This is a genomic window from Rhodococcus sp. Ni2 (assembly GCF_021352185.1).
GTDB lineage: Bacteria > Actinomycetota > Actinomycetes > Mycobacteriales > Mycobacteriaceae > Rhodococcus_F > Rhodococcus_F qingshengii.
Genome location: NZ_WOXZ01000003.1, coordinates 496,593 through 518,600, shown reverse-complemented (window position 1 = coordinate 518,600; position 22,008 = coordinate 496,593). Strand labels below are relative to the sequence as shown.

The following is a 22,008-nucleotide window of genomic DNA, read 5'->3' as shown; positions in this document are numbered from 1 at the left end:
CCCCAACTCTATCGGGCAACCCTGCTGCCGATCACTTTGCCGCCCGCGGCCAGTGCCGGGAGGAGCGCGACAACTACCGCGGAGACCGCGAACACCCATGCGTAGCCGGCAGTCGTGGCCACGAATCCCAACGCCAGTGCACCGAGTCCGGTGCCGGCGTCGTAGCCGATGTTCCAGATCGCGCTGGCGGATCCGAGTTGCCTCGGGCCGGCAGCCTGAAACGCCATGACCAAGGATTCGTTCTGCACCGCCCCGAACCCGAGCCCGAAAAGGACCGCCGCGCAGAACAAGGCCGGCGTCGACCCGCCGTCGACGTTGATCGCGAACAGCACCAATCCGATGGTCGACGACGCCAATGCCGGCGCGAGTGTCCGACCACTGCCGAGACGATCGGCGATCAGTCCCGCCGAGTACCGGCCGACCAACATCGACCCACTGGCGGTCGCCAACACCACTCCAGCAACGGCCGCGCGCTCCGAGATTGCGATCGGCAGTAGAGACGACAATCCGCCGAACGAGGCGGACACACACGCCAGAGCGAGCACCGGAACCAAGACGGCGAACACACTCAGTCGAACGGATTCCCCGGTCGGCTGGGCGAAGATCTTCGGCAACCCGGCAATGGCCACCAGCGCGAGCGCCGGGATCAGCGCACCGAGGACGAACACCGGTGTCGCCGACCACCGTTCCATGATTGCAAGCCCCAGCGGAAGCCCCGCCATTTGTGACGCTGCGATCGCGATTCCCTGAGCACCGGTGGCACGGCCCAGAATTCGTTTGGGCGCCAACTCCGCCACCAGTGCACTGCCGGCCACCGTCAGCATGCCGAAACCGATACCACGCACCGCGGAAACCGCCAGGACAGGACCGGCGTCGGCCGAGATCAACAGCACCAACGACGGTGGACCGAGGAGCAGACACCCGACCGCCAGCACGCGCCGGTAGCCCTGCGTCCGCAACAACCGAGGCACGAGCAGTTGCGTCAAGACCGTGGCCGCCATGAAGACACCGGTCACCGATCCGGCAAGCGCATCCGATCCGCCGGACTGCGCAACCAGCAACGGCACCACCGGCAACAGCAACGACCAGCCACCGAAAGCTGCTGCCGCCATGATCAGGACACCGATCATGCCCGGTGTGCGAAGCAACCCCGGCGATGGAGCAGGATCTTGCGTCTCAGATACAGTCACTTTTCGCGTCTCAGACACAGTCACTTTTCGCGTCACAGACGCAGTGCGCCCGCTACCGCCGCCAGAACCGCCAACGCCAGAAGGATTCCCGACGCAAGCTTGTTGACCTTGAACATCGAGTAGGCGCCGCCCACGGCAATACCCGCGCCGATGAACAGCAAGTAGGTGAAGAGGACGCTCACAGTGTGCCCTTCGTCGACGGCACGCCGCTCACGCGCGGATCCGGCTCGACCGCCTCACGCAGAGCTCGCGCAACGGCCTTGTACTCCGCCTCGGTGATGTGGTGCTGATCGCGGCCGTACAGAACCCGAACGTGCAGTGCGATACGTGCATTCAATGCGATCGACTCGAACACGTGGCGGTTGATCACCGCGTGATACGGAACGCCCGGGTACCCGCCGATGACGGAATGCACCATGTAGTCGGGCTCACCGGTGTGCACGCAGTACGGGCGACCGGAGACGTCGACCGACGCGTGCGCCAGCGTTTCGTCCATCGGGATGAAAGCGTCGCCGAAACGACGGATGCCCTTCTTGTCGCCGAGAGCCTGGCCGAGCGCCTGGCCGAAAACGATCGCGGTGTCCTCGACGGTGTGGTGAGCGTCGATCTCGACGTCACCCTTCGCCTTGACGTCGAGATCGAAGCTGGCGTGCGTACCCAGGGCGTTGAGCATGTGGTCGAAGAACGGAACGCCGGTGGAGACGTCGACGATGCCGGTCCCGTCCAGATTCAGTTCGACGACGATGCTTGATTCCCGAGTTGTTCGTTCGATCCGCGCGATGCGATCGCTCATGCCGTCTCTCCTGAATTCGTGTCGACCAGCTGGGTGCCTGCGATTTCGTCACTGGCCTTGATGAACGCGTCGTTCTCGGCTTCGAGTCCCACGGTGGCCCGCAGGTATCCGGGGATGCCGATGTCGCGGATGAGAACCCCGCGGTCGAGGTATTCCTTCCACGCCTGTGCACTGTCGGTGAACTGTCCGAACAAGATGAAGTTCGCGTCACTGGGAATCACTCGGAAACCGGTGTCCGCCAGCGCCTTCGACACGCGATCGCGCTCGGCGGACAAGGCATGCACACTGCCGAGGGTCTCGTCGGCGTGACGCAGGGCGGCACGTGCCGCCGCCTGCGTGACCACCGAGAGGTGATAAGGCAAGCGCACCAATAACAGTGCGTCGATGAACGCGGGAGCGGCGGCGAGGTAGCCGAGTCGGCCACCGGCAAACGCGAAAGCCTTGCTCATGGTGCGGGTCACAACCAGCTTGGCCGGGAACTCGTCGATCAGCGTCATCGCGCTCGGGGCAGCGGAGAACTCCGCGTACGCCTCGTCCACGATCACGATGCCCGGCGCCACGTCGAGGATGCGTCGCAGTTCTGCAATGCCGACGCTGTGTCCGGTCGGGTTGTTGGGGCTGGTCACGAACACGACGTCGGGTCGACGTTCCGCGATCACGGTGACGGCAGCATCCACGTCGAGTGCGAAGTCGTCCCGACGGAAGACCTCGACCCACTCGGTATCGGTACCGTCGGCGATGATCGGGTGCATCGAGTACGAAGGCACAAAACCCATCGCGCTACGTCCCGGACCTGCGAACGCCTGAAGAAGTTGCTGCAGAATCTCGTTCGATCCGTTTGCCGCCCACAGATTGTCGACGGTGACCGGTACACCTGTCTGCTTCGCCAGGTACGCCGCCAGATCCGTCCGCAACGCCACAGCGTCACGGTCGGGGTAGCGGTGCAGTTCCTTCGCGGCTTCGCGCACGGATTCGGCCACATCGTCGATGAGCGCCTGGGTCGGCGGATGCGGGTTCTCGTTCGTGTTGAGCTGAACCGGAACCGTCAACTGCGGTGCGCCGTACGCCGACTTTCCACGCAGGTTCTCGCGAATCGGCAGGGCGTCGACCGAAATCGACTCTCCAGGAGCACTACTCATCGCAGAGCCTCGAATCGCAGACGCACAGCCTCGCCGTGAGCCGGCAGATCCTCCGCATTGGCCAGCGTGATGACATGTCCGGCAACGTCTTTCAGTGCAGACTCGGAGTAGTCGATCACGTGGATTCCACGAAGGAACGTCTGCACACTCAGACCGGAGGAGTGGCGTGCACACCCGGCCGTCGGCAGAACGTGGTTGGAGCCGGCGCAGTAGTCGCCGAGACTGACCGGCGCCCACGGGCCGACGAACACGGCACCAGCGCTGGTGACCTGAGCTGCCACCCCGGTTGCATCCTCGGTCTGGATCTCGAGGTGCTCTGCCGCATACGCATTGACGACGCGCAGACCAGCGGAAACATTAGAAACGAGCACCGTGCCCGACTGGCTACCGGTCAGTGCCGTGGTGACGCGCTCGCGATGCTTGGTGATCTCGAGCTGCGCAGCCAGAGCCTTGTCGACCGCGTCGGCCAAGTCGACGCTGGTCGTGACAAGAACGCTGGCGGCCATCACGTCGTGCTCGGCCTGGCTGATGAGATCGGCGGCAACGTGGACCGGGTCAGCGGTGTGGTCGGCGAGGATCGCGATCTCGGTGGGACCGGCTTCCGCGTCGATGCCGACCAGTCCGCGGCACAGACGCTTGGCGGCAGTGACGTAGATGTTGCCGGGACCGGTGATGAGGTCGACCGGGACAAGCTCGGTTCCATCGGTGTCGGTTCCGCCGTAGGTAAGGAGGGCGACGCCCTGCCCGCCGCCGACGGCCCACACCTCGTCGACGCCGAGCATGGCTGCTGCGGCAAGGATGGTCGGGTGCGGCAATCCGCCGAAGTCGGCTTGGGGCGGCGAGGCGACAACAAGTGATCCGACGCCGGCCGTCTGAGCCGGCACGACGTTCATGACAACGCTGGACGGGTACACGGCATTGCCGCCGGGCACGTACAGCCCGACGCGCTCGACCGGAACCCAACGCTCGGTGACCGTGCCACCCGGAACAACCTCGGTGACGGTGTCCTTGCGACGCTGGTCGGCGTGCACCGTGCGGGTGCGCTCGATCGCAACCTCGAGGGCTTCCTTGACTGCGGGGTCGAGTTCACGAAGTGCGCGCTCGAGCTCGGCTGCTGGTACACGAACCGAAGCCGGACGAACGCCGTCGAACTTCTCGCCGAACTCGAGGGCGGCTTCTGCCCCGCGATCACGGACGGCTTCGACCATCGGGCGAACCTGATGCAGTACCGCGTCCACATCCACTCCACCTCGGGGAAGCGCGGCGCGAAGTTCGGCCGTGGATGGGGTACGACCACGCAGGTCGGTGCGGGCAAGCATGAGAGTTCCTCTCGTACGCAAACGGGGTGCCTGTGCAAGCGGCAGCAAACCGGTCCGGCATCACAGGCCCTGAACAGCGCGCCTGAAACACAGAACTGATGTCAATTATCCAGGATAGGCGCACCCCGTTTTTCACCGGTCCACCTGCAACGCTCACTGCAGGTCCGGCGCCCGCCGCCGGGCGAGTTCGATCAGCTCGTCCCTTCGAGGTGTTGCCACCGAGATTTCACGGCCGTCATGCAGACGAAAGCGGACCCCGTCGCCGGGTGACGCGAGAATTACCCGCATACCTGGGCCGGTCATTCGATAACCGATTCCGGAGCCCATCCCGATATGTACTGCAGTGGCAGACACAACTTCGTCCCACCTAAATACCTGACGGAGCCCCGGAGACAGCGCGATCGACACTCGTTCGACGTCTGTGGTGATGATCACGCGCACCTTCCACATGTACGCGGCCAACCCGAAGGACAGGACCGCGGACAACACGGCGCCGACGTAGCCCGCCGAGTCGCGATCCACGATTGCCGCGAACCCGCAGACAATTACCAGGACAATTCCGAGGACGACGCACAATGCGACCGCCGAACGCCGCAGTAGTGGGCTCAGGGGAATGGACTCGTGAAATTCGCGCACAGCACCCCCCGCCTCGATCGCCGACAACCCCACCCCGAGGAATGACACCGGGAACACGACCATCCCATTACTCGCGCTTTTATAACAAACACGTCACGCACAGCTAGGGTCCAAAGTCGTGACAGACAGTGACGTGGCCACGACCGCACCTCCGGCCTTGCCGACCCCTCAGCGATCCAGCGGACCGAACCGAGCACGGATCGTTGCGATTGTCGCATCGATCCTCGGCATAGTTTTGTGCGGATCAGTGCCGTTCCTGCCGATCGAGCAGGACACCGCCGTCGTCAACTGGCCGCAGGCCGGGTCGACGACAAGCGTCGAGGCGCCATTGGTCTCGTACACACCGTTGCGCATGGAGGCATCGATTCCGTGCGCGTCGATCAGCGAGTTGGCCGCCACCGGCGGAACACTCGTCTCGACTGCACCTCCGGGTGCCCCCGATGCGCGCCGCTACGGATTTGTTGCCACCGTCTCCCCCGAATCCGCCGACGCTCCCGCTCGGGTCGACGTTGTCCTGCGTGATCAAGTGTTGCTCTCGACACCCGTTGCTGATCTGCAGACTGGATGCGCGCTCACGCTCGCCGCCGAGCCGACCCGAACCACCTTCAGCGCCACCGGTTCCGAACCGCGCGTCATCGAGGGCGACAGCCGACCACAGGTAGTCGGCGTCTTCAGCGACCTCGATTCGGCGGCAGCCGGTTTGAACGTCTCGATCGAGGCGGACTCTCGCTTCACGTCGAGCCCGTCGGTGATCAAGACTCTCGCCATGATTCTCGGGGCACTCACGGCTGTCGTGTCCCTCTTCGCGCTGCACCGCCTCGACAACCGCGACGGCCGGGGCACACGCAAATTTCTGCCCGCCCGATGGTGGAAGTTCACCGTCCTCGACGGGGTCGTCGTCGGAACTCTGGTGCTGTGGCACTTCATCGGCGCTACCACCACCGACGACGGCTACCAGTTCACGATGGCAAGAGCCTCCGAGCAATCGGGCTACATGTCCAACTACTTCCGGTGGTTCGCGGTCCCCGAAACCCCGTTCGGAACGCCGTATTACAACATCCTCGGACTCCTGGCCCACGTCAGCACCGCAAGCCCCTGGGTCCGTCTGCCTGCTCTGTTGGCAGGCATCATCACCTGGCTCGTCATCAGCCGGGAGGTTGCGCCTCGGCTGGGCGCCGCCATTCGCGGAAATCGACTCGCCCTCTGGACCGGCGCGCTTGTCTTCCTCGCTTTCTGGCTTCCGTTCAACAACGGACTGCGCCCCGAACCGATCGTTGCCCTCGGCGTGCTGCTGACCTGGTGCTCGATCGAACGCGCCGTCGCGACGAGACGACTTCTGCCGGTCGCAGTCGCGATCCTGATCGCCGGATTCACCTTGACTGCCGGCCCTTCCGGCCTCATCTGCTTTGCCGCACTCATCGCCGGAATACGCCCGATCATGCGCATCATCATCGAACGTGCGCGCACCACCGGTTACGTCGCGGCTGTCGGGCCACTGCTAGCTGCCGGACTCTCGATTCTCATCCCCGCGTTCGGCGATCAAAGTCTGGCCGCCGTCATCGAGATGCAACGCGTCCACTCGATCTCACCGAATCAGCCCTGGTTCGACGAGTACCTCCGCTATCAGTACCTCTTCAACATCTCCGTCGACGGTTCCCTGACTCGCAGATTCGGTGTGTTCGTCATGGTTCTGTGCCTTGGCGTCTGCACCGCGATGATGCTGCGCAAGGGGGGCCGGATTCCCGGTTTGGCCGCCGGCCCGTCACGCCGCGTCGTGGGGCTGACGATCGGCGCACTGCCACTGCTGATGTTCTCGCCGACCAAGTGGACGCACCACTTCGGAATCTTTGCCGGACTCACCGCCGTTCTGGCGATGATGACGGCCGTCGCCGTAGGAACAAAACTCCTGCGCTCGCCGCGCAATCGGGCCCTCTTCGCGGCGGCCGTCCTGTTCCTCCTCGCGGTGGCATTCACCGGCAGCAACAGCTACTACTACGTGTCCAGCTACAGCGTTCCGTGGTGGGACAAGCCTGTGTCCATCAGCGGACTCGGCGCGAGCACCGTCCTCCTCGGGCTGACGGTGCTGATGCTCGGCGTCGCCGCGTGGTACTTCTTCCGTGAGCCGTACACCGCGGGGAAGGAACCGTCCGCGAAGCACGCTCGACTGCTTGCCATCTCGCCACTGACGGTTGCCGCAGGTGCCATGGTCCTCTTTGAGGTGCTGTCCATGGCCAAGGGCGCGGTCACCCAGTACCCGGCCTATTCGGTGGGCCGTGCAAACGTCGACGCCGTTCTCGGCCAACACTGCGGACTCGCCAACGACGTTCTGCTCGAGACCGATCCGAACGCCTCGATGCTGACGCCCCTCTCGGGCAGTGTCGCCACAGGACTGTCCGCCGGTGGGGCTACGGGATTCGATCCGAATGGCGTCGCCTCCGACCTTCGAGCAGACAAGGAAGCCACGGCTACCGGCGGCGCGAACACCGTCGACACCTCCGAGGACACCGCCGGCAACTCGGCCGGAACCGGCGGTGGCGCCGGACAGACCGGAGTCAACGGCAGTTCGGTCGCGTTGCCGTTCGGTCTCGACCCGGCGACAACACCCGTCATGGGTAGTTACGGTCAGCCCTCCCCCGGCACTCTGACCAGTGACTGGTACCAACTCCCCGACGTGGGCGAGAACGCCACACGTGGCGACATCATCTCGATTGCCGCGGCTGGTCGTGTTCGGTCCGTCGACAAGGACGGAATCGTCACCTACGGCCAGAACGTCGAGGTCGAGTACGGCACAGCGCGTGGCGTCGACGATGCCGAAACAGACGCTGTCGAAACACTCGGAAAGATCGCGCCCCTCGACATCGGCCCGGCGCCGTCATGGCGGAACCTGCGTGTGCCGTTGGATCAGATTCCCGTCGAAGCCAACAGCATTCGACTGGTCGTCAGCGACTACGACAGCAAGCCCGACCAATGGGTGGCCGTCACCCCGCCGCGGGTTCCGAAGACCCAGAAGCTCAACGACGTCGTCGGTTCACAGGCGCCCGTCATGCTGGATTGGGCTGTCGGACTGGCATTCCCATGCCAACGCCCCTTCGATCATCGGGTCGGTGTCGCCGAGGTCCCCGAGTATCGGATCCTTCCCGACCATTCCGGCGCGCTCGTGACCAGTGCCTGGCAGGACCACTACGGTGGTGGACCGTTGGGGTGGATCGATCTGCTCCTGACCGCTCAGACCATTCCGTCGTATCTCGACAACGACTGGGCTCGCGACTGGGGTTCGATCGAGAAGTACACACCGATCGATCCGAGTGCAGTACCTGCCCAGGTCGACGAAACGACCGTTCAGCGCTCCGGGACGTGGAACCCGGGATCGATGACCATGGTTTTCTGAGCGGAATTTCTGAGCGGCTGGGTCACTGAGTGACACGGTCCTGCCGCGGGCGGATCGGACGAAACGCCTGCGACTGGACACTTGTATGACTTAGTCTCCCAGGCATGGGAGCCCTGTCACGGTCTATTGCGCCTGCGCTGATGGCACTGACGTGCCTGTTCGGGGTGCTGGCCCTTCCCGCTCACGCCTCGGCTGAGGTACCGGATGACTTCCTCTGGGGCGTTGCCACCTCCGGGTTCCAATCGGAAGGTTCGTCGCCGGACAGCAACTGGTCTCGATACTCCGATTCCGGACGAACCCACGACAAGATCGGTGACTCGGTCGACTTCCGTCATCGCTACGCCGAGGACATCGACCGGGCGGCCGATCTGGGATCGAAGGTTTTCCGATTCGGCGTCGAGTGGGCGCGAGTTCAGCCCGCCGCCGGGAGCTGGAACGAGACCGAATTCGCCTACTACGACGACGTGGTAGCTCACATCCGCGCGCGGGGCATGACTCCGATGATCACACTCGACCACTGGGTGTATCCGGGATGGGTTGTCGATCAAGGCGGCTGGACAAATCCGAAGACGGAAGCCGATTGGCTGGTCAACGCAGAGAAGGTAGTCGAGCGGTACTCCGGAATCGGGGCGCTCTGGATCACGATCAACGAGCCGACTGTGTACGTTCAGCGCGAATTGACCTACGGCGGAATCGCACTCACGCAGGCGCCGTCGATGTTCGACTCATTGGTCCGAGTCCACCGGGCGATCTACGACCGCATCCATGTTCTCGATCCCGGTGCCCGCGTAAGCAGTAATTTCTCCTTCATTCCCGGCGTGTCCGAGGCGATCGATTCGGTATTCACGGATCGAGTGCGCGACAAGCTCGACTTTCTCGGCATCGACTACTACTACGGTGTGGCCCTGAACAATCCGACTGCCGCGTACGCCGCACTCGACGAGTTCTACAACGTCACGCCGCAGCCCGAAGGCCTGTACGACGCATTGATGCGGTACTCGGGCAAGTATCCGGAACTCCCCCTCTACATCGTCGAGAACGGCATGCCCACCGACAACGGAGCGCCGCGCGCCGACGGATACACACGCGCGAATCACTTACGCGATCACATCTATTGGATGGAACGCGCCCGAGAAGACGGTGCCGACGTGATCGGCTACAACTACTGGTCCATCACCGACAACTACGAATGGGGTTCGTACCGACCTCGATTCGGCCTCTACACGGTCGATGTTCTCGGCGATCCCACTGCGGCCCGAATCCCGACCGACGGCGTCGCCGCCTACCGCCGAATCATCCACGACAACGGCGTCGGAGCCGACTACGTGCCCGTCATGGCCCCGGCTTTCTGCTCGCTCGTCGATCCTCCCCGCAGCTGTACGGCTACTCGATGAGGGCCGTTTTCCGAATTTCCTCCACTCCTCGTCGTTAGGATGTCCCATGCGAACACTGCGAAATATCGCCGGAACTGCCGCTGCCACCGCTGTCCTGATCCTGGTTGCCGGAGGCGCTGCGACGGCAGCCCCGAACCCGGCCGATTCACCCCGCGAGGCGCAAGCACGCGCCTACATCGACGCCCTCGTCTCCCATGACGTCTCCGATGTTCATTTCGCCCCGGATGCGACCCGCGTCGAAGCCGGACTCAAGACGGGGTTCTCCGGACCACAGATGTCCGCCGACCTCGAAAACGGCATCCAATACCGCGTTATCCAGGGCGTCCGAGACCTCGAGATGTCGGAGGCCGGGGACATCGTCTCGACCACCTACCTGCTGGACGCGGGAATCGGCGGCACTCGCCTCATGACCGTGGAGATTCGTGAAACCTTCGAAGTCCGTGACGGTCTCATCCACGACGTCGTCGCCGACATCATCCCTGTGTCTGTGTCGTGACGCGCGCCCGATAGCTACTGGGCGGTGCACCCGAGACTCGGGTGCACATCGCCGCGAAGGCAGCCGGCGTCGAGTATCCGAGTTCAGACGCAACGGCCGTCACACTGGCCCCGGCAGAAAGTTTCGGAAGCGCGTGAAGAATGCAGGCACGCTGCATCCACGACGACGCGCTCATCCCCGTTTCCGAGATCAGCAAGCGGTGCAGTGTCCGTTCACTGACGTGGAGTCGGTCAGCCCACCGCGTGGGCGAGTCATGGATCGACGGGGCTGCGAGATACTGCGCGCACAACGCCCGCAATCCCGGGTGCCGAGGCAGCGGGAGTTCCACAGGTAGGGGCGCAAGATCGCGAAGTTCGTGCAGGATCAGCTGAAATACCGCGGCGCTGCGTCCGTGTGCGGGGAAGTCGTCCTCCACATTCAGCTCGACATCCACGTCGACTGCAGCGACAAGTAACTCACGCAGGAGCGACGATACTGCGACGACTCGGCACCTGACCGGGAACCACGGCGCTGCGGACGGTTCGATGTAGAGGCTTCGCGTGCTGACGCCGTCCATTGTCACGGCATGAGCGACACCGGCGGGAATCATGACCGCATTGGACGGCAGAACAGTCCACTCACCGTCTTCGGTTTCGACGTTCATCGCACCGTTCACAGCGAAGAGAAACTGGGCTCGTCGATGTTCGTGGGCGGCCAGCACGTGACCGGGTGGGTAGTCGGTTCCGATTGCGAGAACACCGCGGGGTGAGTGATCGACGTCGTTGATCGAGATGTTGCGCACCGGAGGAACCTACCGAGTCCGTGTCTGATTGACAATGGAACCTGGCGAACCTTCGAATGTGCGCCAGCGGAGAAATCGCTACCGTTCATCGAGTGCTTCACTACGCCCTCATCCTTCTCGCTTTCGGCGCCTTGACCGGAGTCACCACCGTTCTGTTCGGATTCGGTGGCGGGTTTGTCACTGTCCCAGTCGTTTACGCTGCATCGACGCTGAGGCCGGACGTCATCGATCCGATGCATGTCGCCGTAGCATCCTCGGCGGCTGTGATGGTGGTCAATTCACTCGGTGCCACAGTCGCATTCAGGAAGTCAGGACGGCTTCGGACGGAGTACATCAGACCTCTGATCGGCCCCGTCGCACTCGGAGCCGGGCTCGGAGCGGTTGCGGCGGGCCACGTAGACGACGGCGTCGTCCGGATTCTGTTTGTGCTCTACCTGCTGGTGACAATCTTGGACAGTCTTCTGCGACAAGGGTTTCTGACACCATCTGAACCTCGCGAACATCTTGACCGTCACGGCGTCCGCGCTGTCGGGATAGGCATCGGTGCCGTCGCAAGTTTCCTCGGAGTCGGCGGGAGCGTCATGACGGTTCCGATGATGCGACGCCGCGGAGTTCCGATGGCCGACGCCGCCGCGAGCGCCAACCCGTTGAGCTTGCCTGTCGCCGTCGTCGCGACTGCGGTGTATGCGGTCTCATCAGGGCACAGTTCAGCCTCGGATCTGTCGGCGGGCAGAGTCGGCGCTGTCGACCTTCTGGCCGTCTGTGCACTACTCGCCGGTTCCCTACCGGCGATCGCGCTGAGCCGACGAATCGTCGGCGCCATACCGGACCAAGTCCATGCCGCCGCCTACATCGCTCTACTCGGCGTCGTCACGGCAGTGATGGTGATTGCTTAGCGAACGGCGTATCGCAGATAGATGACGCCGCCGTCGAAGGTTTTCTCCTCGAGCAGTTGCAGATCAAGCCGGCTTTCCGGGAGAGCTCGCAATCCGCCACCGATATTGACCGGACACAGGAACAGTCTGACTTCATCGACCAAACCCGCCGCGAAAGCACTAACCGCAACCGTCGGTCCACCGATCGAGATATCTTGTACCGCTTCACTCTCGAGCAAACGGATGAAGTCTTCATCGAAGCTCGGGACAATCCTGGTACGTGCGGTCGACACCTCGTTCAGCGTCGTGGAGTACACGATCTTGTCGATTCCACGCCAGATCTGAGCGAACTCGGCGGTCGCCGCCTCGATACCGGCAAACTCGCCCGGAGCCGAAGGTCCTCCTGCCACCGAAGAACGCTCGAGATCCTCGGACGCCATTGTTTCCCAGGGAATCATCGTCTCGTACATCCGGCGCCCGAGCAGGTACGTGCCGACTCCCCTCTCTAGCTCGTTGACGAACGCGTGGACCTGCGCGTCGGGAACCGCCCAGTCGAAGTTCCCCTGCTCATCGGCCACATACCCGTCGATCGAGCAGATCGCCGAGTAGATCAGGCTCACCATCGGTCCACGTGCAGCACGTTGTCGACCGGTTCACGGGCGGCGGGTTTGAACGTCTCGCCGGTGAAGTACGCCGTCGGGATGAGCGCAGCCTGATGGAATCCGGCCGGAATGCCCAGCAGCTCGGCAACTTCCGCTTCACGCTGCAAATGCAATGTCGTCCACGCCGTACCGAGCCCACGTGCCCGCGCGGCCAGCGCGTAACTCCACGCAGCCGGGAGTAGCGAACCCCACAGGCCGGCTTGGTTCCCCTCCGGCAGCGTCTTGCCCGCCTTGATACACGGAATGAGAAGGACCGGCACCTCACCCATGTGCTCACCGAGCCACGCGACGCTGGTGCCCACGCGTTGTTGAATCGGCGCGCGATCGGGATCATCGGCGAAGAGTTTTGCCGCCGAACCGTGAGAGGCAAGGTACTCGTCGGTGACTTCCTTGTAGATCTGCCCGACTGCTGCACGCAGTGCCGGATCGGTCACCACCATCCACTGCCAGCCCTGGCGATTCGAACCGGAGGGCGCTTGCAGGGCGATCTGGAGGCATTCCTTCACCAGGTCCAACGGCACGGGACGGGTCAGATCCAGACGCTTTCGAACGGTCCGCGTTGTGGTCAGCAATTCGTCGGGTGTCAGGTCCAGTACGGGATACGACGTCATCTCCCGATCATTGCACTGTCGCGAGCAGTGAGCAGGACTGTCCGTCTACACTTTTCTGATCCCGTGCGTGCTCGTTGTCGGGAGTATTTCCCGATCAAAGGACTTTCGACATGAGTTGGCACGTCTGGTTGGCGTTCTTCGGAGCAAGTTGGGTGATCAGCCTGTCGCCGGGGGCCGGCGCCATTGCGTCGATGTCGTCGGGACTTGCCTACGGCTTGCGACGCGGATACTGGAACATCTTCGGGCTGCAGTTGGGATTGTTGCTGCAGATCGGAATTGTCGCGGCGGGGGTCGGTGCAATTCTCGCCAGTTCGACCGTGGCCTTTTCCTTGATCAAGTGGTTCGGTGTCGCATACCTCGTCTACCTGGGGATCAGGCAGTGGCGATCGGCGCCCACCGAGGTGGAGACCGACGAGGCAGCCGCGAGCAGCTCCGGTCCGATGATGATGCTTCGCGGATTTCTCGTGAACGCGAGCAATCCGAAGGCCGTCGTTTTCATGCTCGCAGTGCTCCCGCAGTTCCTGGACCCGTCGGCGCCGCTGCTGCCGCAGTATCTGATCATCGCCGCCACGATGTGCGCAGTCGACGTGATCGTGATGACCGGATACACCGGCCTGGCCGCCCGGGTGCTCACCTTGATGCGCTCCCCCAAACAGCAGCGAACCACCAATCGAGTGTTCGCCGGTCTGTTCTTCGGAGCCGCCGGCTTCCTCTCGAGCATCGGGCGTGCAGCGGCTTGATCGGTCACACGGCTCGAGAGATCACAGGCCCGCAATCAAGTTGACGACGGACGCCACGATCACCGAACCGAACAGGTACGACAGCAATGCGTGGCCGAGTGCCATCGCGCGCATGTCCGACGACTTCAAGTTGGTGTCGGAAATCGCGAAGCTCATCCCGACCGTGTACGCCACGTAGGCGAAATCGCTGTACCTCGGCGGTTCTTCCTGATTGAAATCGATTCCGCCGTCGGGGCCGGAGTAGTACAGCCGTGCATATCCGAGGGCGAAGAGCGTGTGGACCGCCAGCCACGAGATCACGACGCTGCCGACTGCAACCGATGCCGCCACTACTTGGTAGTGATGTCCGTCGGGTGCCGCCAGGAGCAGGAACGCGATACCGACCAGGCTCGCGACGGCGGCACCGAGAATCAGCAGGTGCGCGACGTTTCGGGCCGGCTCTTCGCGCGTTGCGTGGCTTGCGGTGAGCGTCGCGTCGAAGGGCCAGACCAGAATCCACGTCCACACCGTGAACACCATCGCCGCCACATCCCAGCCGATCAGAAACGCGAATCGGGGATAGCCGACCAACGCCGTGACGACACCGGCGGCCACACCGAGCAGCAGACCCGTCGACACTCTCAGCGCCGGCCCGGCACCCAGGGCGCTCCGTGGAACCGGGTTGATCGGAAGGTCGTGCGGTCGATCGTTCACGGGCTCAGTCAACCACTGTTAGAAGTGAGACGGTGGTTACGTGACACGGCGACTCAGGCGTTGCACGCACCGACTATCGGCTTGCCGTTGAATCTGTCCAGCACGTACTGCAATCCGACGCCGAAATCCGCTACGGCCGGCGCGAGGTGGTTGTTGCCGCTCCCCGGATTCACCGCAGGCAAAGTGTCGGTGAACAACGTCGCCTCGGCCCCGCGCGCGCACCAGTCCTGAACCAGGCGCCGGGTTTGCTCGTACGGGATGAAATCGTCGTTGAGCGCTCCGTTGACCAGAATCGGCGAGGCCGGGGTTCGCCACCCGATGCGTTGTTCCTCGATCACCTGTTGGATCTCCGGTACCGATTCCACCACGTCGGCGAGTGGTCGTCCGTCTGTGGTCCACGACGCCGTCGACTGCTTCCCGTACTTGGTTCGGGAATCGATGAGGCATTGCCCGGCGACGTCGGCGAGCACGGACCGGCCGTAGTCGTTGAGTCGAGATTCGATCGGCTCTCGGGCGGCGGGATAGCGGTCGAGGACGCCGTTGATCGTGTAACCGATCGCGGCCATCAGGCCGGTACCGTCGATATGACGCAGAACGCTTGCCAGGTCTGCCGGGGGCGCGCTCGCGTAACTCCCGACCAGATTCAACTCAGGCGCGTATTCGGGTGCCAGTTCGGTTGCAGCGGCAGTGGCGCCGCCGCCCTGCGAATGGCCCCACAGCGCTATCGGATCGTCCTCTCCTGCCTGCGCGAGGGCTCGGGCAGCGCGTGCACCGTCCAACATCGCATGGGCTTCCTCGGCGCGATTGACGTAGGTATGGACGCCGGGTGTTCCGAGTCCGATGTAGTCGGTGACGAATACACGAACGCCCTGGGCGAGGAAAGCGAAAGCAAAAGCTGACTCGTAGTTGACACCGACACTGTCCACACCGGCACCGTAGTTCGACGGATTCCCGGGTTCCGCCAGGCGGAGCTGACCGGCAGTGGGAAACATCCTCGACGGCGCGCACTGATCACCTTGGCCCTGCGTACCCGGACCGATCACCACCGTCGGGCGGGGGCCCGCTCCTGACCACGGGGCAGCCGGCTCCAGGTACGAGCCCGACACAGCAACCTTGGATCCGTGGGCGTCGGTACTCGAATACAGGATCCGGGTCCCCACACCAGGCACTCCGCCGACGGCACCGGCCAGAGCCAGCGGTTCCGTCCGAATCACCGAACCCGGATCACCGACGTCGCCCGGAATCGCATCGTAGAAATCGTTCACAGGTTCGGCGTTCGACATCGGTGTGAACAGCAGCGAGGTCGGCAACAGCGCCGATACCGCAACGGCCGAAACCTTCAGTGCCGCGAGGACAACCTTCCGGGTGCTCATGGAAATCCAACGTATAGGCCTCAGTCGACGCGCGGACCGGTTTCGATCTGCGGGACTTCAATCGATCGATACCAACTGTCACGCGAGCGGGCCATGCCGCTGGCCCCCCGATCCCCTGGTTTCACGGCCAGAACCTGATGAATCGTAAGCCTGTGCGGCTCCTCGAAACCCAGGGCACTGGCAGCGAGATACAGCAACCAGGTACGCACCCGGGGAGCACCGACCTGTAAGACCGATGCGTCCCAGTTCTCGCGAAGGTTCTGCACCCATGCGCGCAGTGTCAGTGCGTAATGCTCGCGCAACGCTTCGCTGTCACGCGTCTCGAAACCCGAAAGTTCCAGCGCATCAATGGTTTTACTCAAAGGAAGGATCTCACCGTCCGGGAAGATGTACCTGTCGATGAAGCTGGGACCGTCATCGACGTTGTCCGACAACGACTTCACCGCGGCGATGGCATGATTGAGCAGACGACCCTGCGGCACGAGCAGGTCGTAGAGTTTTGCCGTGTACACCGGCAAATTGACCAGGCCCACGTGCTCGGACATGCCGATGCTCGAAATCGCGTCGTAAGGGCCATCGTCGACGTCGCGGTAGTCCTGCACCCGAATCTCGATGCGATCGGTCAAACCCGCGTCGGAAACTCGCCCCTTGGCGTATTCGACCTGCTCGTTGCTCAGCGAGACTCCGACGACGTCGACGCCGTAGTTCTGGGCGGCGTGCAATGCCATCGATCCCCAACCGCAGCCGACGTCGAGCAGTCGCATTCCCGGCTTCAGATCGAGCTTGCGGCAAATCAAGTCCAGCTTCGCGTACTGAGCAGCTTCGAGAGATTCGACACCTTCCGGCCAGTATCCGCACGAATAGACCATGCTCGGCCCGAGGAACAGTTCGTAGAAGCGATTCCCGACGTCGTAGTGATGGGAGACAGTCGCCGAATCGCGTGATCTACTGTGCCGCTTGCCTCGCTTACTACGCATCTCGATCGCCGGGGGTGACGGTGGTGGACCCACCGCTCCCAAGCCGGCGAAAGTACCGGCGGCGCGAACAATCGAGCGCAGCGGCAACGTCGACAAACGATTCTCACCGAGCCGCGTGACCAGTTCCGGAACGTCGAGGAGCGCGAAGATATCGCCGTCTACGTCCAGATCGCCGGAAACGTACGCCCTCGCCAGCCCTAATTCGTTGGGAGAGTAAAGGACCCGCCGTAGGGCACGCCGATTCCGGAAGTGAACCTGCGCAGCGGCGTCCGGTGGCCCTGCCTCCGAACCGTCCCAACATCGCACGCGAACCGGAAGCGGAACCCCGATCACTTCCTCGAACACCGTCAAAATCTTGGCCGCGGCACCAGTCACTGATCAACCCTCCGACAAAAGATGGTTAGCCGATGACAGAAAACTTACGCCCGATTCGCGAATCTTTCGCGCCATTTGTCCGAGTTTTGGACAGTGTTCATCGCGGTTTCGGTATTCATCGCCGAGTTCAGGGCTCCACCATTCCGGCGAGGAATTCCACCAGCAGTCTCTTCGTGACCTCACGTGGCAGCGATTCCACTGCCGCGAGGACGGCCGCCATGTCCAAGGGAGAATCGGAAGAGCCCCGAGGATCCAGCCCCGCCGACGTCAACGCTGCCGCGACGGCGTCACTGGGCAACGCAAGAACATCGGCGACGGTGACATCGCCACGTTCGAATGCTCCGGCCAACTCTGCCAGGGCCGGCGGCGCCTCGGCTGCCGCCGAGCCGCGAACGTCGTCGGCACCGAGGACGAGTGCGCTGGTCAACTCGCCGAGCACAGATTCCGTCACCGGGGTGACGGTGAGGTGGGTTGTTCGAGGCAACGTCGTCCCGTCAGGTTGCGTCGACGCCGGCTGCCCTTGAAGGACGAAGCCGCGAGCACCGACAGCGCTCACCCAGCGATGCGGATCCACTCGCCGTTCGAGCGGCACGGAATCGTCGGTAGCGACCGCGAACAATGGTCCCACCGGCGAGCCCACGACGCGAAGACCCTCGATTGCCTCGACCGTGCCGATCAGTGCACGAGTGGCCCGCTGCGCCCGGGACACCAATTCGGCGTACCCGGATTGCCCGAGGACTTGCGAAATCGCCCAAGCACCGGCAAGAGCAGCAACGGATTTGGAACCGAGAAGCGTGGGATTGACCACCGGGTACCCCGGCCAGTCCGTGAGTCCGAAATACTGCTTGCGATGCAGATCTCGCCCTCGGTGCAGCAGGACCGAAACGCCTTTGGGCGAGTATCCGTACTTGTGGAAGTCGACGGACATGCTGGTGACCCCGGGCACCCGGAAATCCCAGGGTGGCAGATCACCCCACCACGGCAACGCAAGCCCACCGATGCAGGCGTCGACATGCAGTGGAATCGAATGTGCACGAGCAACTTCCGCGACATCGGCGATCGGGTCGAGCGCCGCGAACGGGTAGCTGGGCGCGGAGACGACGATCAAGACCGTGTCTTTCCGAACTGCCGTCGCAATATCTTGTGCGCCGACGCGCCCCGACGTGGGATCTACTGGTACCAGGATCAGTTCCAGTCCGAGCAGGTGAGCTGCCTTGTGGAAAGCGGCATGCGCGGTGGTCGGAAGAACCAGCGAACCCTCACCCGGCGGGAGCCCACGGAAGTCGCGAGCTGCCTTGACGGCCAACACACAACTCTCCGTTCCGCCGCTGGTGACATTGCCGACGACTACGCCTCCGGCGTCTGTATCTGCGGCTGGGTCTGAAGCTCCATGGAGGAACTCGCGTGCGAACGCAACCAACTCACGCTCCATCACCGCGGTGGACGGGAACACCGTCGGGTCGAGACCGTTGACCGGCTGAACCAATCGAGCTGCGTCCGCTGCCAACTCGTCGAGCGCTGCGAGGCCGCTGTCGTACACGTACGACAGAACCCGGCCTCCGTGCGTCGGAGCGTCCTGCTCGCGAAGCGAACGCAACCGACTCAAGATGTCGGCCGCCCTCTTCTCGAGGTTTGCGCTCTCGACGATCTTGCCCTGAAGTTCCTCGGCCCGAGTGGAACTCATCGTTCACCTTTCGTTCTCGTGAGTGGATTCTTGTTCGGTGCGGTAATTCCGCAATACGACCAGGCTGATCGCAACCAGGATCGCCGGCACGACCGAGAAGCCGAGGGCAATTCCGGTCAGCGCCGATTCCGGTTGCACGACAGTCTCGCCCGCAGTTTTCGAGACGAAGCCGGTCACCGCGAGTACACCCAAGAACACCGCGGGTCCCAGGGCAAGGCCTGCGGTTTCCGCGGCGGTCCAGATACCACTGAGCGAACCACCGCGTTGGCGCCCACCGATTCGCGCGTCGTCCTCGATGACGTCCGGAAGCATCGCCAGCGGGAACACCTGCATGCCGGCGTAGCCGACGCCGGCAAGCGCGACGGCACCGTAGATCCACGAACCCGCGTCGACAGCCGCAAGCGTCAACAACGCCGTGGCGACGACGAACAGAACCGAAGACACCACGTAACCGCGAAGCTTTCCGTACCGATGCGAGAACCGGTACCACAGCGGCATGACGACGAGAGCTGGTCCGACGAGTGCAACGAACAGACCGGTGAGCGCACCTTCGTTGCCCATCACATAGGTCGCCAGATATTGCGCACCCGCCAACATCACAGCGGTGGCAAGAGCTTGGAGCACAAAGACGATGACCAGCAATCGGAACGCGCGGGTACGTCGTATCGCGTCGAACCCGTCCCGGTACTGCGAGAGCAACGAGCCGACCGGCGCGTCCGCGTGAGTCACCGTGTGGCGCGCGGCTCCGCGAACTGCCCAGATCATTGCCCCGCACATCAGCGCCGACACCCCGATCGCCATGACCAGATAACCGCGTGCTCCGCCCCCGGCAGCGTCGCGTAGCTCGGGTCCGCCGGCGCCGATGACCAGAATTGTCAGGGCCAACACCGCAATTCGAACCGATACCAACCGGGTACGCTCGTGGTAATCGCCGGTCAACTCGGTCGGCAACGCGATGTACGGCACCTGAAAGAGGCTGTAGGCACTCGCCGCGAGCAGGAAGAAGACGAGCACCCACATCGCCCCGACTCCGGGGCCGGCCGACACCGGGGCCGAGAACGTGAGAATGAAGAGCAACGGCAGTCCCAGAGCGCCTGCGAGCATGAGTGGCACTCGCGTACCAGTTCGATGAGAGCTTCGGTCGCTGATCGACCCGATCAGCGGATCGATCAGGACGTCGGCGATTTTCGGGACAATGACCACAAGCGACGCGAGCGCCGCGGCAACGCCGAGCGTGTCGGTCAGGTAGTACGCCAGTACCAGACCTGGCAGAACACCGAATCCACCCGTACCGACACTTCCCGCTGCGTATCCGGCCACCACACCACGCGAAAGCCTGTCAGGCGATCTACCTTCACGAAGACGTACCGGTTTGTCTGTAGTCACCGTCCACACACTAATGTCACGACTCCGTACCGCGAGGGCAAAAGAATCCCGATGACCAGAAGTCGCTCACTCGGACGTGCCTGGCATGCCAGACTGTGACCCGATTCGCACACGAAACGAAGGTCTGAAGACGATGGTTGACCCACTGCGAGAGATCTGGCCTCCGTACGGAGTCACGATCACGTGTGGGCCCATCACCTTGCTCCCTGTGCGCGACGATCATTTCCCCGAACTCACTGCGCTGGTCCGAGCCGGCATTCACCCTGCCGAACAGATGCCGTTTCTCGTCCCCTGGACGGTGGGCACTCCCGACGAAGTGTCGCGAAGATTCATCCAATACCACTGGTCGGTCCGCGGAGCGATGACCATGACCGACTGGAAATTCGAAACAGCCATTGTCGTCGACGGAGAAATCGTCGGCTGCCAGGCGTTCGCCGCGACGGACTTTCCTACCAGTCGTACCGGTGAAACCGGCTCGTGGATCGGACGCGGGTTCCAAGGCCGGGGTGTCGGCACTCTCGCCCGACAGGCAATCTGCGCATTCGCATTCGACTCTTTGGGTGCACGAAGCGTCGTGTCGTCGGCATTCTCGGACAACCCCGCCTCGATCACGGTGTCCACCAAAGTCGGGTACCGCGCAGACGGCACAGTAGAGGAGTTGGCTGCCGACGGTCGCATGACCGTGCGTCGTCTCTTCACCCTCAGCCGCGAAGATTTTGTCGCACCGCCGTATCCCGTCGAAGTGACCGGCGTGCGCGCGTTCAAGACGATGCTCGGCATCGACTGAGCGAGCTCCCCGTGCACAGTGAGAACCGAGAGAGCGGCGACAACCGGAAGAACAGCGACAACCAGTAGAACAGTGACAACCGATAGAACAGACACATGGAACCCTCCGACATGATGGCCGCAGTCACCTCGTCCATGCGCGACCGTACCGGGCGCACCCTCGAAGAATGGGTTGAGGCCGTACGGACGTCCGGGGTCGACCCGCTCGATCAGAACGAAGTGCGCAAGTGGCTGAAAGCAGAGCACGGTGTGCCGCAGAATTCGCAGTGGGCAATTGCATTCGAGACTGCCGAACAGTCCGGATGGGTGGAGCCGACCGTCGAGCAATACATCGACCAGCAGTACAGCGGCCCGAAGGCGGCACTGCGGCCGATCTTCGATGCAGCCCGACGTCTGATCGACGAACTCGGAACCGATGTTCGGGTCGAAGGCCGCGGAACCTACACGCCCTTCGTTCGCGCTCGCCAATTCGCCGCCATCGCAGCGGCCACCAAGGCCCGAGTCGACCTCGGACTACGTTTTGTCGAGGCCCCCGAATCCGAACTTCTTGTCCCGGCCAAAGCTCCCGGGCAGTCGACCCACAAGATCGGGCTCAGCAGCACCGCAGACGTGAACGACGAAGTCGGATTGCTGACAGCGATCGCGTATCAACAGAACGGCCGGTAGGTCACTCACTCACCGCCACGCAAACGCTCACCGGCAGGCTGCAC

At 63.3% G+C, this 22,008-nt stretch carries 21 protein-coding genes; 7 read left to right on the top strand and 14 right to left on the bottom strand.

Features of this window, described 5'->3' with window-relative positions; all coding sequences use genetic code 11:
• Positions 1–8: 8 nt before the first annotated feature.
• The 6 genes from GN300_RS28875 to GN300_RS28850 form a co-directional block, all read right to left on the bottom strand.
• Positions 9–1,130, bottom strand: a complete 1,122-nt coding sequence (locus tag GN300_RS28875; protein ID WP_063316110.1) for an MFS transporter — start codon at positions 1,128–1,130, stop codon at positions 9–11.
• A gap of 92 nt (positions 1,131–1,222) precedes the next feature.
• Positions 1,223–1,372 carry a hypothetical protein gene (locus tag GN300_RS28870; protein WP_007732248.1) on the bottom strand — a complete coding sequence of 50 codons (150 nt, stop codon included), beginning with the start codon at positions 1,370–1,372 and terminating at the stop codon, positions 1,223–1,225.
• Positions 1,369–1,983: an imidazoleglycerol-phosphate dehydratase HisB gene (gene hisB, locus GN300_RS28865; protein WP_003942383.1), complete on the bottom strand. Its 615-nt coding sequence runs from the start codon at positions 1,981–1,983 to the stop codon at positions 1,369–1,371. Before hisB ends, GN300_RS28870 begins: the two co-directional genes overlap by 4 nt.
• Positions 1,980–3,122, bottom strand: a complete 1,143-nt coding sequence (locus GN300_RS28860) for a histidinol-phosphate transaminase (protein WP_042449556.1) — start codon at positions 3,120–3,122, stop codon at positions 1,980–1,982. Before GN300_RS28860 ends, hisB begins: the two co-directional genes overlap by 4 nt.
• A complete protein-coding gene (gene hisD / locus GN300_RS28855) occupies positions 3,119–4,441 on the bottom strand; it encodes a histidinol dehydrogenase (RefSeq protein WP_063316111.1) in 1,323 nt (440 codons plus the stop codon). Before hisD ends, GN300_RS28860 begins: the two co-directional genes overlap by 4 nt.
• A gap of 153 nt (positions 4,442–4,594) precedes the next feature.
• Positions 4,595–5,077, bottom strand: a complete 483-nt coding sequence (locus GN300_RS28850) for a hypothetical protein (protein WP_231917356.1) — start codon at positions 5,075–5,077, stop codon at positions 4,595–4,597.
• A gap of 118 nt (positions 5,078–5,195) precedes the next feature.
• Between GN300_RS28850 and GN300_RS28845 the strand changes: the two genes are divergently transcribed.
• The 3 genes from GN300_RS28845 (at position 5,196) to GN300_RS28835 (ending at position 10,355) form a co-directional block, all read left to right on the top strand.
• Positions 5,196–8,465 (top strand): arabinosyltransferase domain-containing protein, encoded by a 3,270-nt coding sequence (locus GN300_RS28845; protein ID WP_371747822.1) that lies wholly within the window; start codon positions 5,196–5,198, stop codon positions 8,463–8,465.
• 140 nt (positions 8,466–8,605) lie between these two features.
• Positions 8,606–9,859, top strand: a complete 1,254-nt coding sequence (locus tag GN300_RS28840; protein ID WP_007732259.1) for a glycoside hydrolase family 1 protein — start codon at positions 8,606–8,608, stop codon at positions 9,857–9,859.
• A gap of 46 nt (positions 9,860–9,905) precedes the next feature.
• Positions 9,906–10,355 (top strand): hypothetical protein, encoded by a 450-nt coding sequence (locus GN300_RS28835; RefSeq protein WP_007732260.1) that lies wholly within the window; start codon positions 9,906–9,908, stop codon positions 10,353–10,355.
• On the opposite strand, the gene GN300_RS29945 is transcribed toward GN300_RS28835, so the two are convergent.
• Positions 10,333–11,136: a helix-turn-helix domain-containing protein gene (locus GN300_RS29945; RefSeq protein ID WP_054187183.1), complete on the bottom strand. Its 804-nt coding sequence runs from the start codon at positions 11,134–11,136 to the stop codon at positions 10,333–10,335. The two genes, GN300_RS28835 and GN300_RS29945, sit on opposite strands and share 23 nt — an antisense overlap.
• Before the next feature lie 92 nt (positions 11,137–11,228).
• Here GN300_RS29945 and GN300_RS28825 point away from each other — a divergent pair, with 92 nt between their 5' ends.
• Positions 11,229–12,032 (top strand): sulfite exporter TauE/SafE family protein, encoded by an 804-nt coding sequence (locus GN300_RS28825; protein WP_233405719.1) that lies wholly within the window; start codon positions 11,229–11,231, stop codon positions 12,030–12,032.
• On the opposite strand, the gene GN300_RS28820 is transcribed toward GN300_RS28825, so the two are convergent.
• On the bottom strand, positions 12,029–12,634 hold the full coding sequence (locus tag GN300_RS28820; protein ID WP_030537073.1) for a dihydrofolate reductase family protein: 606 nt from the start codon (positions 12,632–12,634) through the stop codon (positions 12,029–12,031). The genes GN300_RS28825 and GN300_RS28820 overlap by 4 nt on opposite strands.
• Complete coding sequence (locus tag GN300_RS28815) at positions 12,628–13,284, bottom strand: nitroreductase family protein (RefSeq protein ID WP_003942413.1); 657 nt, start codon at positions 13,282–13,284, stop codon at positions 12,628–12,630. Before GN300_RS28815 ends, GN300_RS28820 begins: the two co-directional genes overlap by 7 nt.
• A 110-nt stretch (positions 13,285–13,394) precedes the next feature.
• On the opposite strand from GN300_RS28815, the gene GN300_RS28810 reads away from it, so the two are divergent.
• A complete protein-coding gene (locus tag GN300_RS28810) occupies positions 13,395–14,024 on the top strand; it encodes a LysE family transporter (RefSeq protein WP_037130153.1) in 630 nt (209 codons plus the stop codon).
• Between the two features lie 21 nt (positions 14,025–14,045).
• Here the strand turns inward: GN300_RS28810 and GN300_RS28805 are convergent, their stop codons facing one another.
• The 5 genes from GN300_RS28805 to GN300_RS28785 all read right to left on the bottom strand — a co-directional run bounded on the left by GN300_RS28805 (position 14,046) and on the right by GN300_RS28785 (position 20,521).
• Complete coding sequence (locus GN300_RS28805; RefSeq protein ID WP_030537075.1) at positions 14,046–14,717, bottom strand: DUF1345 domain-containing protein; 672 nt, start codon at positions 14,715–14,717, stop codon at positions 14,046–14,048.
• A 53-nt stretch (positions 14,718–14,770) separates the two neighbouring features.
• Entirely contained in the window at positions 14,771–16,090 is a 1,320-nt protein-coding gene (locus GN300_RS28800) for a lipase family protein (RefSeq protein ID WP_063316113.1), read from the bottom strand.
• A gap of 20 nt (positions 16,091–16,110) precedes the next feature.
• The gene (locus GN300_RS28795) at positions 16,111–17,442 is read right to left on the bottom strand and encodes a cyclopropane-fatty-acyl-phospholipid synthase family protein (RefSeq protein WP_063316114.1); all 1,332 of its coding nucleotides are present in this window, start codon (positions 17,440–17,442) and stop codon (positions 16,111–16,113) included.
• Between the two features lie 127 nt (positions 17,443–17,569).
• On the bottom strand, positions 17,570–19,126 hold the full coding sequence (locus GN300_RS28790) for an aminotransferase class V-fold PLP-dependent enzyme (RefSeq protein ID WP_176742016.1): 1,557 nt from the start codon (positions 19,124–19,126) through the stop codon (positions 17,570–17,572).
• A gap of 3 nt (positions 19,127–19,129) precedes the next feature.
• Positions 19,130–20,521 carry an MFS transporter gene (locus GN300_RS28785; RefSeq protein ID WP_180279626.1) on the bottom strand — a complete coding sequence of 464 codons (1,392 nt, stop codon included), beginning with the start codon at positions 20,519–20,521 and terminating at the stop codon, positions 19,130–19,132.
• Between the two features lie 124 nt (positions 20,522–20,645).
• On the opposite strand from GN300_RS28785, the gene GN300_RS28780 reads away from it, so the two are divergent.
• Together GN300_RS28780 and GN300_RS28775 are read left to right on the top strand one after the other, a co-directional pair.
• Positions 20,646–21,299 carry a GNAT family N-acetyltransferase gene (locus GN300_RS28780; protein ID WP_197487728.1) on the top strand — a complete coding sequence of 218 codons (654 nt, stop codon included), beginning with the start codon at positions 20,646–20,648 and terminating at the stop codon, positions 21,297–21,299.
• Between the two features lie 95 nt (positions 21,300–21,394).
• On the top strand, positions 21,395–21,964 hold the full coding sequence (locus tag GN300_RS28775; RefSeq protein WP_063316116.1) for a DUF5655 domain-containing protein: 570 nt from the start codon (positions 21,395–21,397) through the stop codon (positions 21,962–21,964).
• Positions 21,965–22,008: the final 44 nt, after the last annotated feature.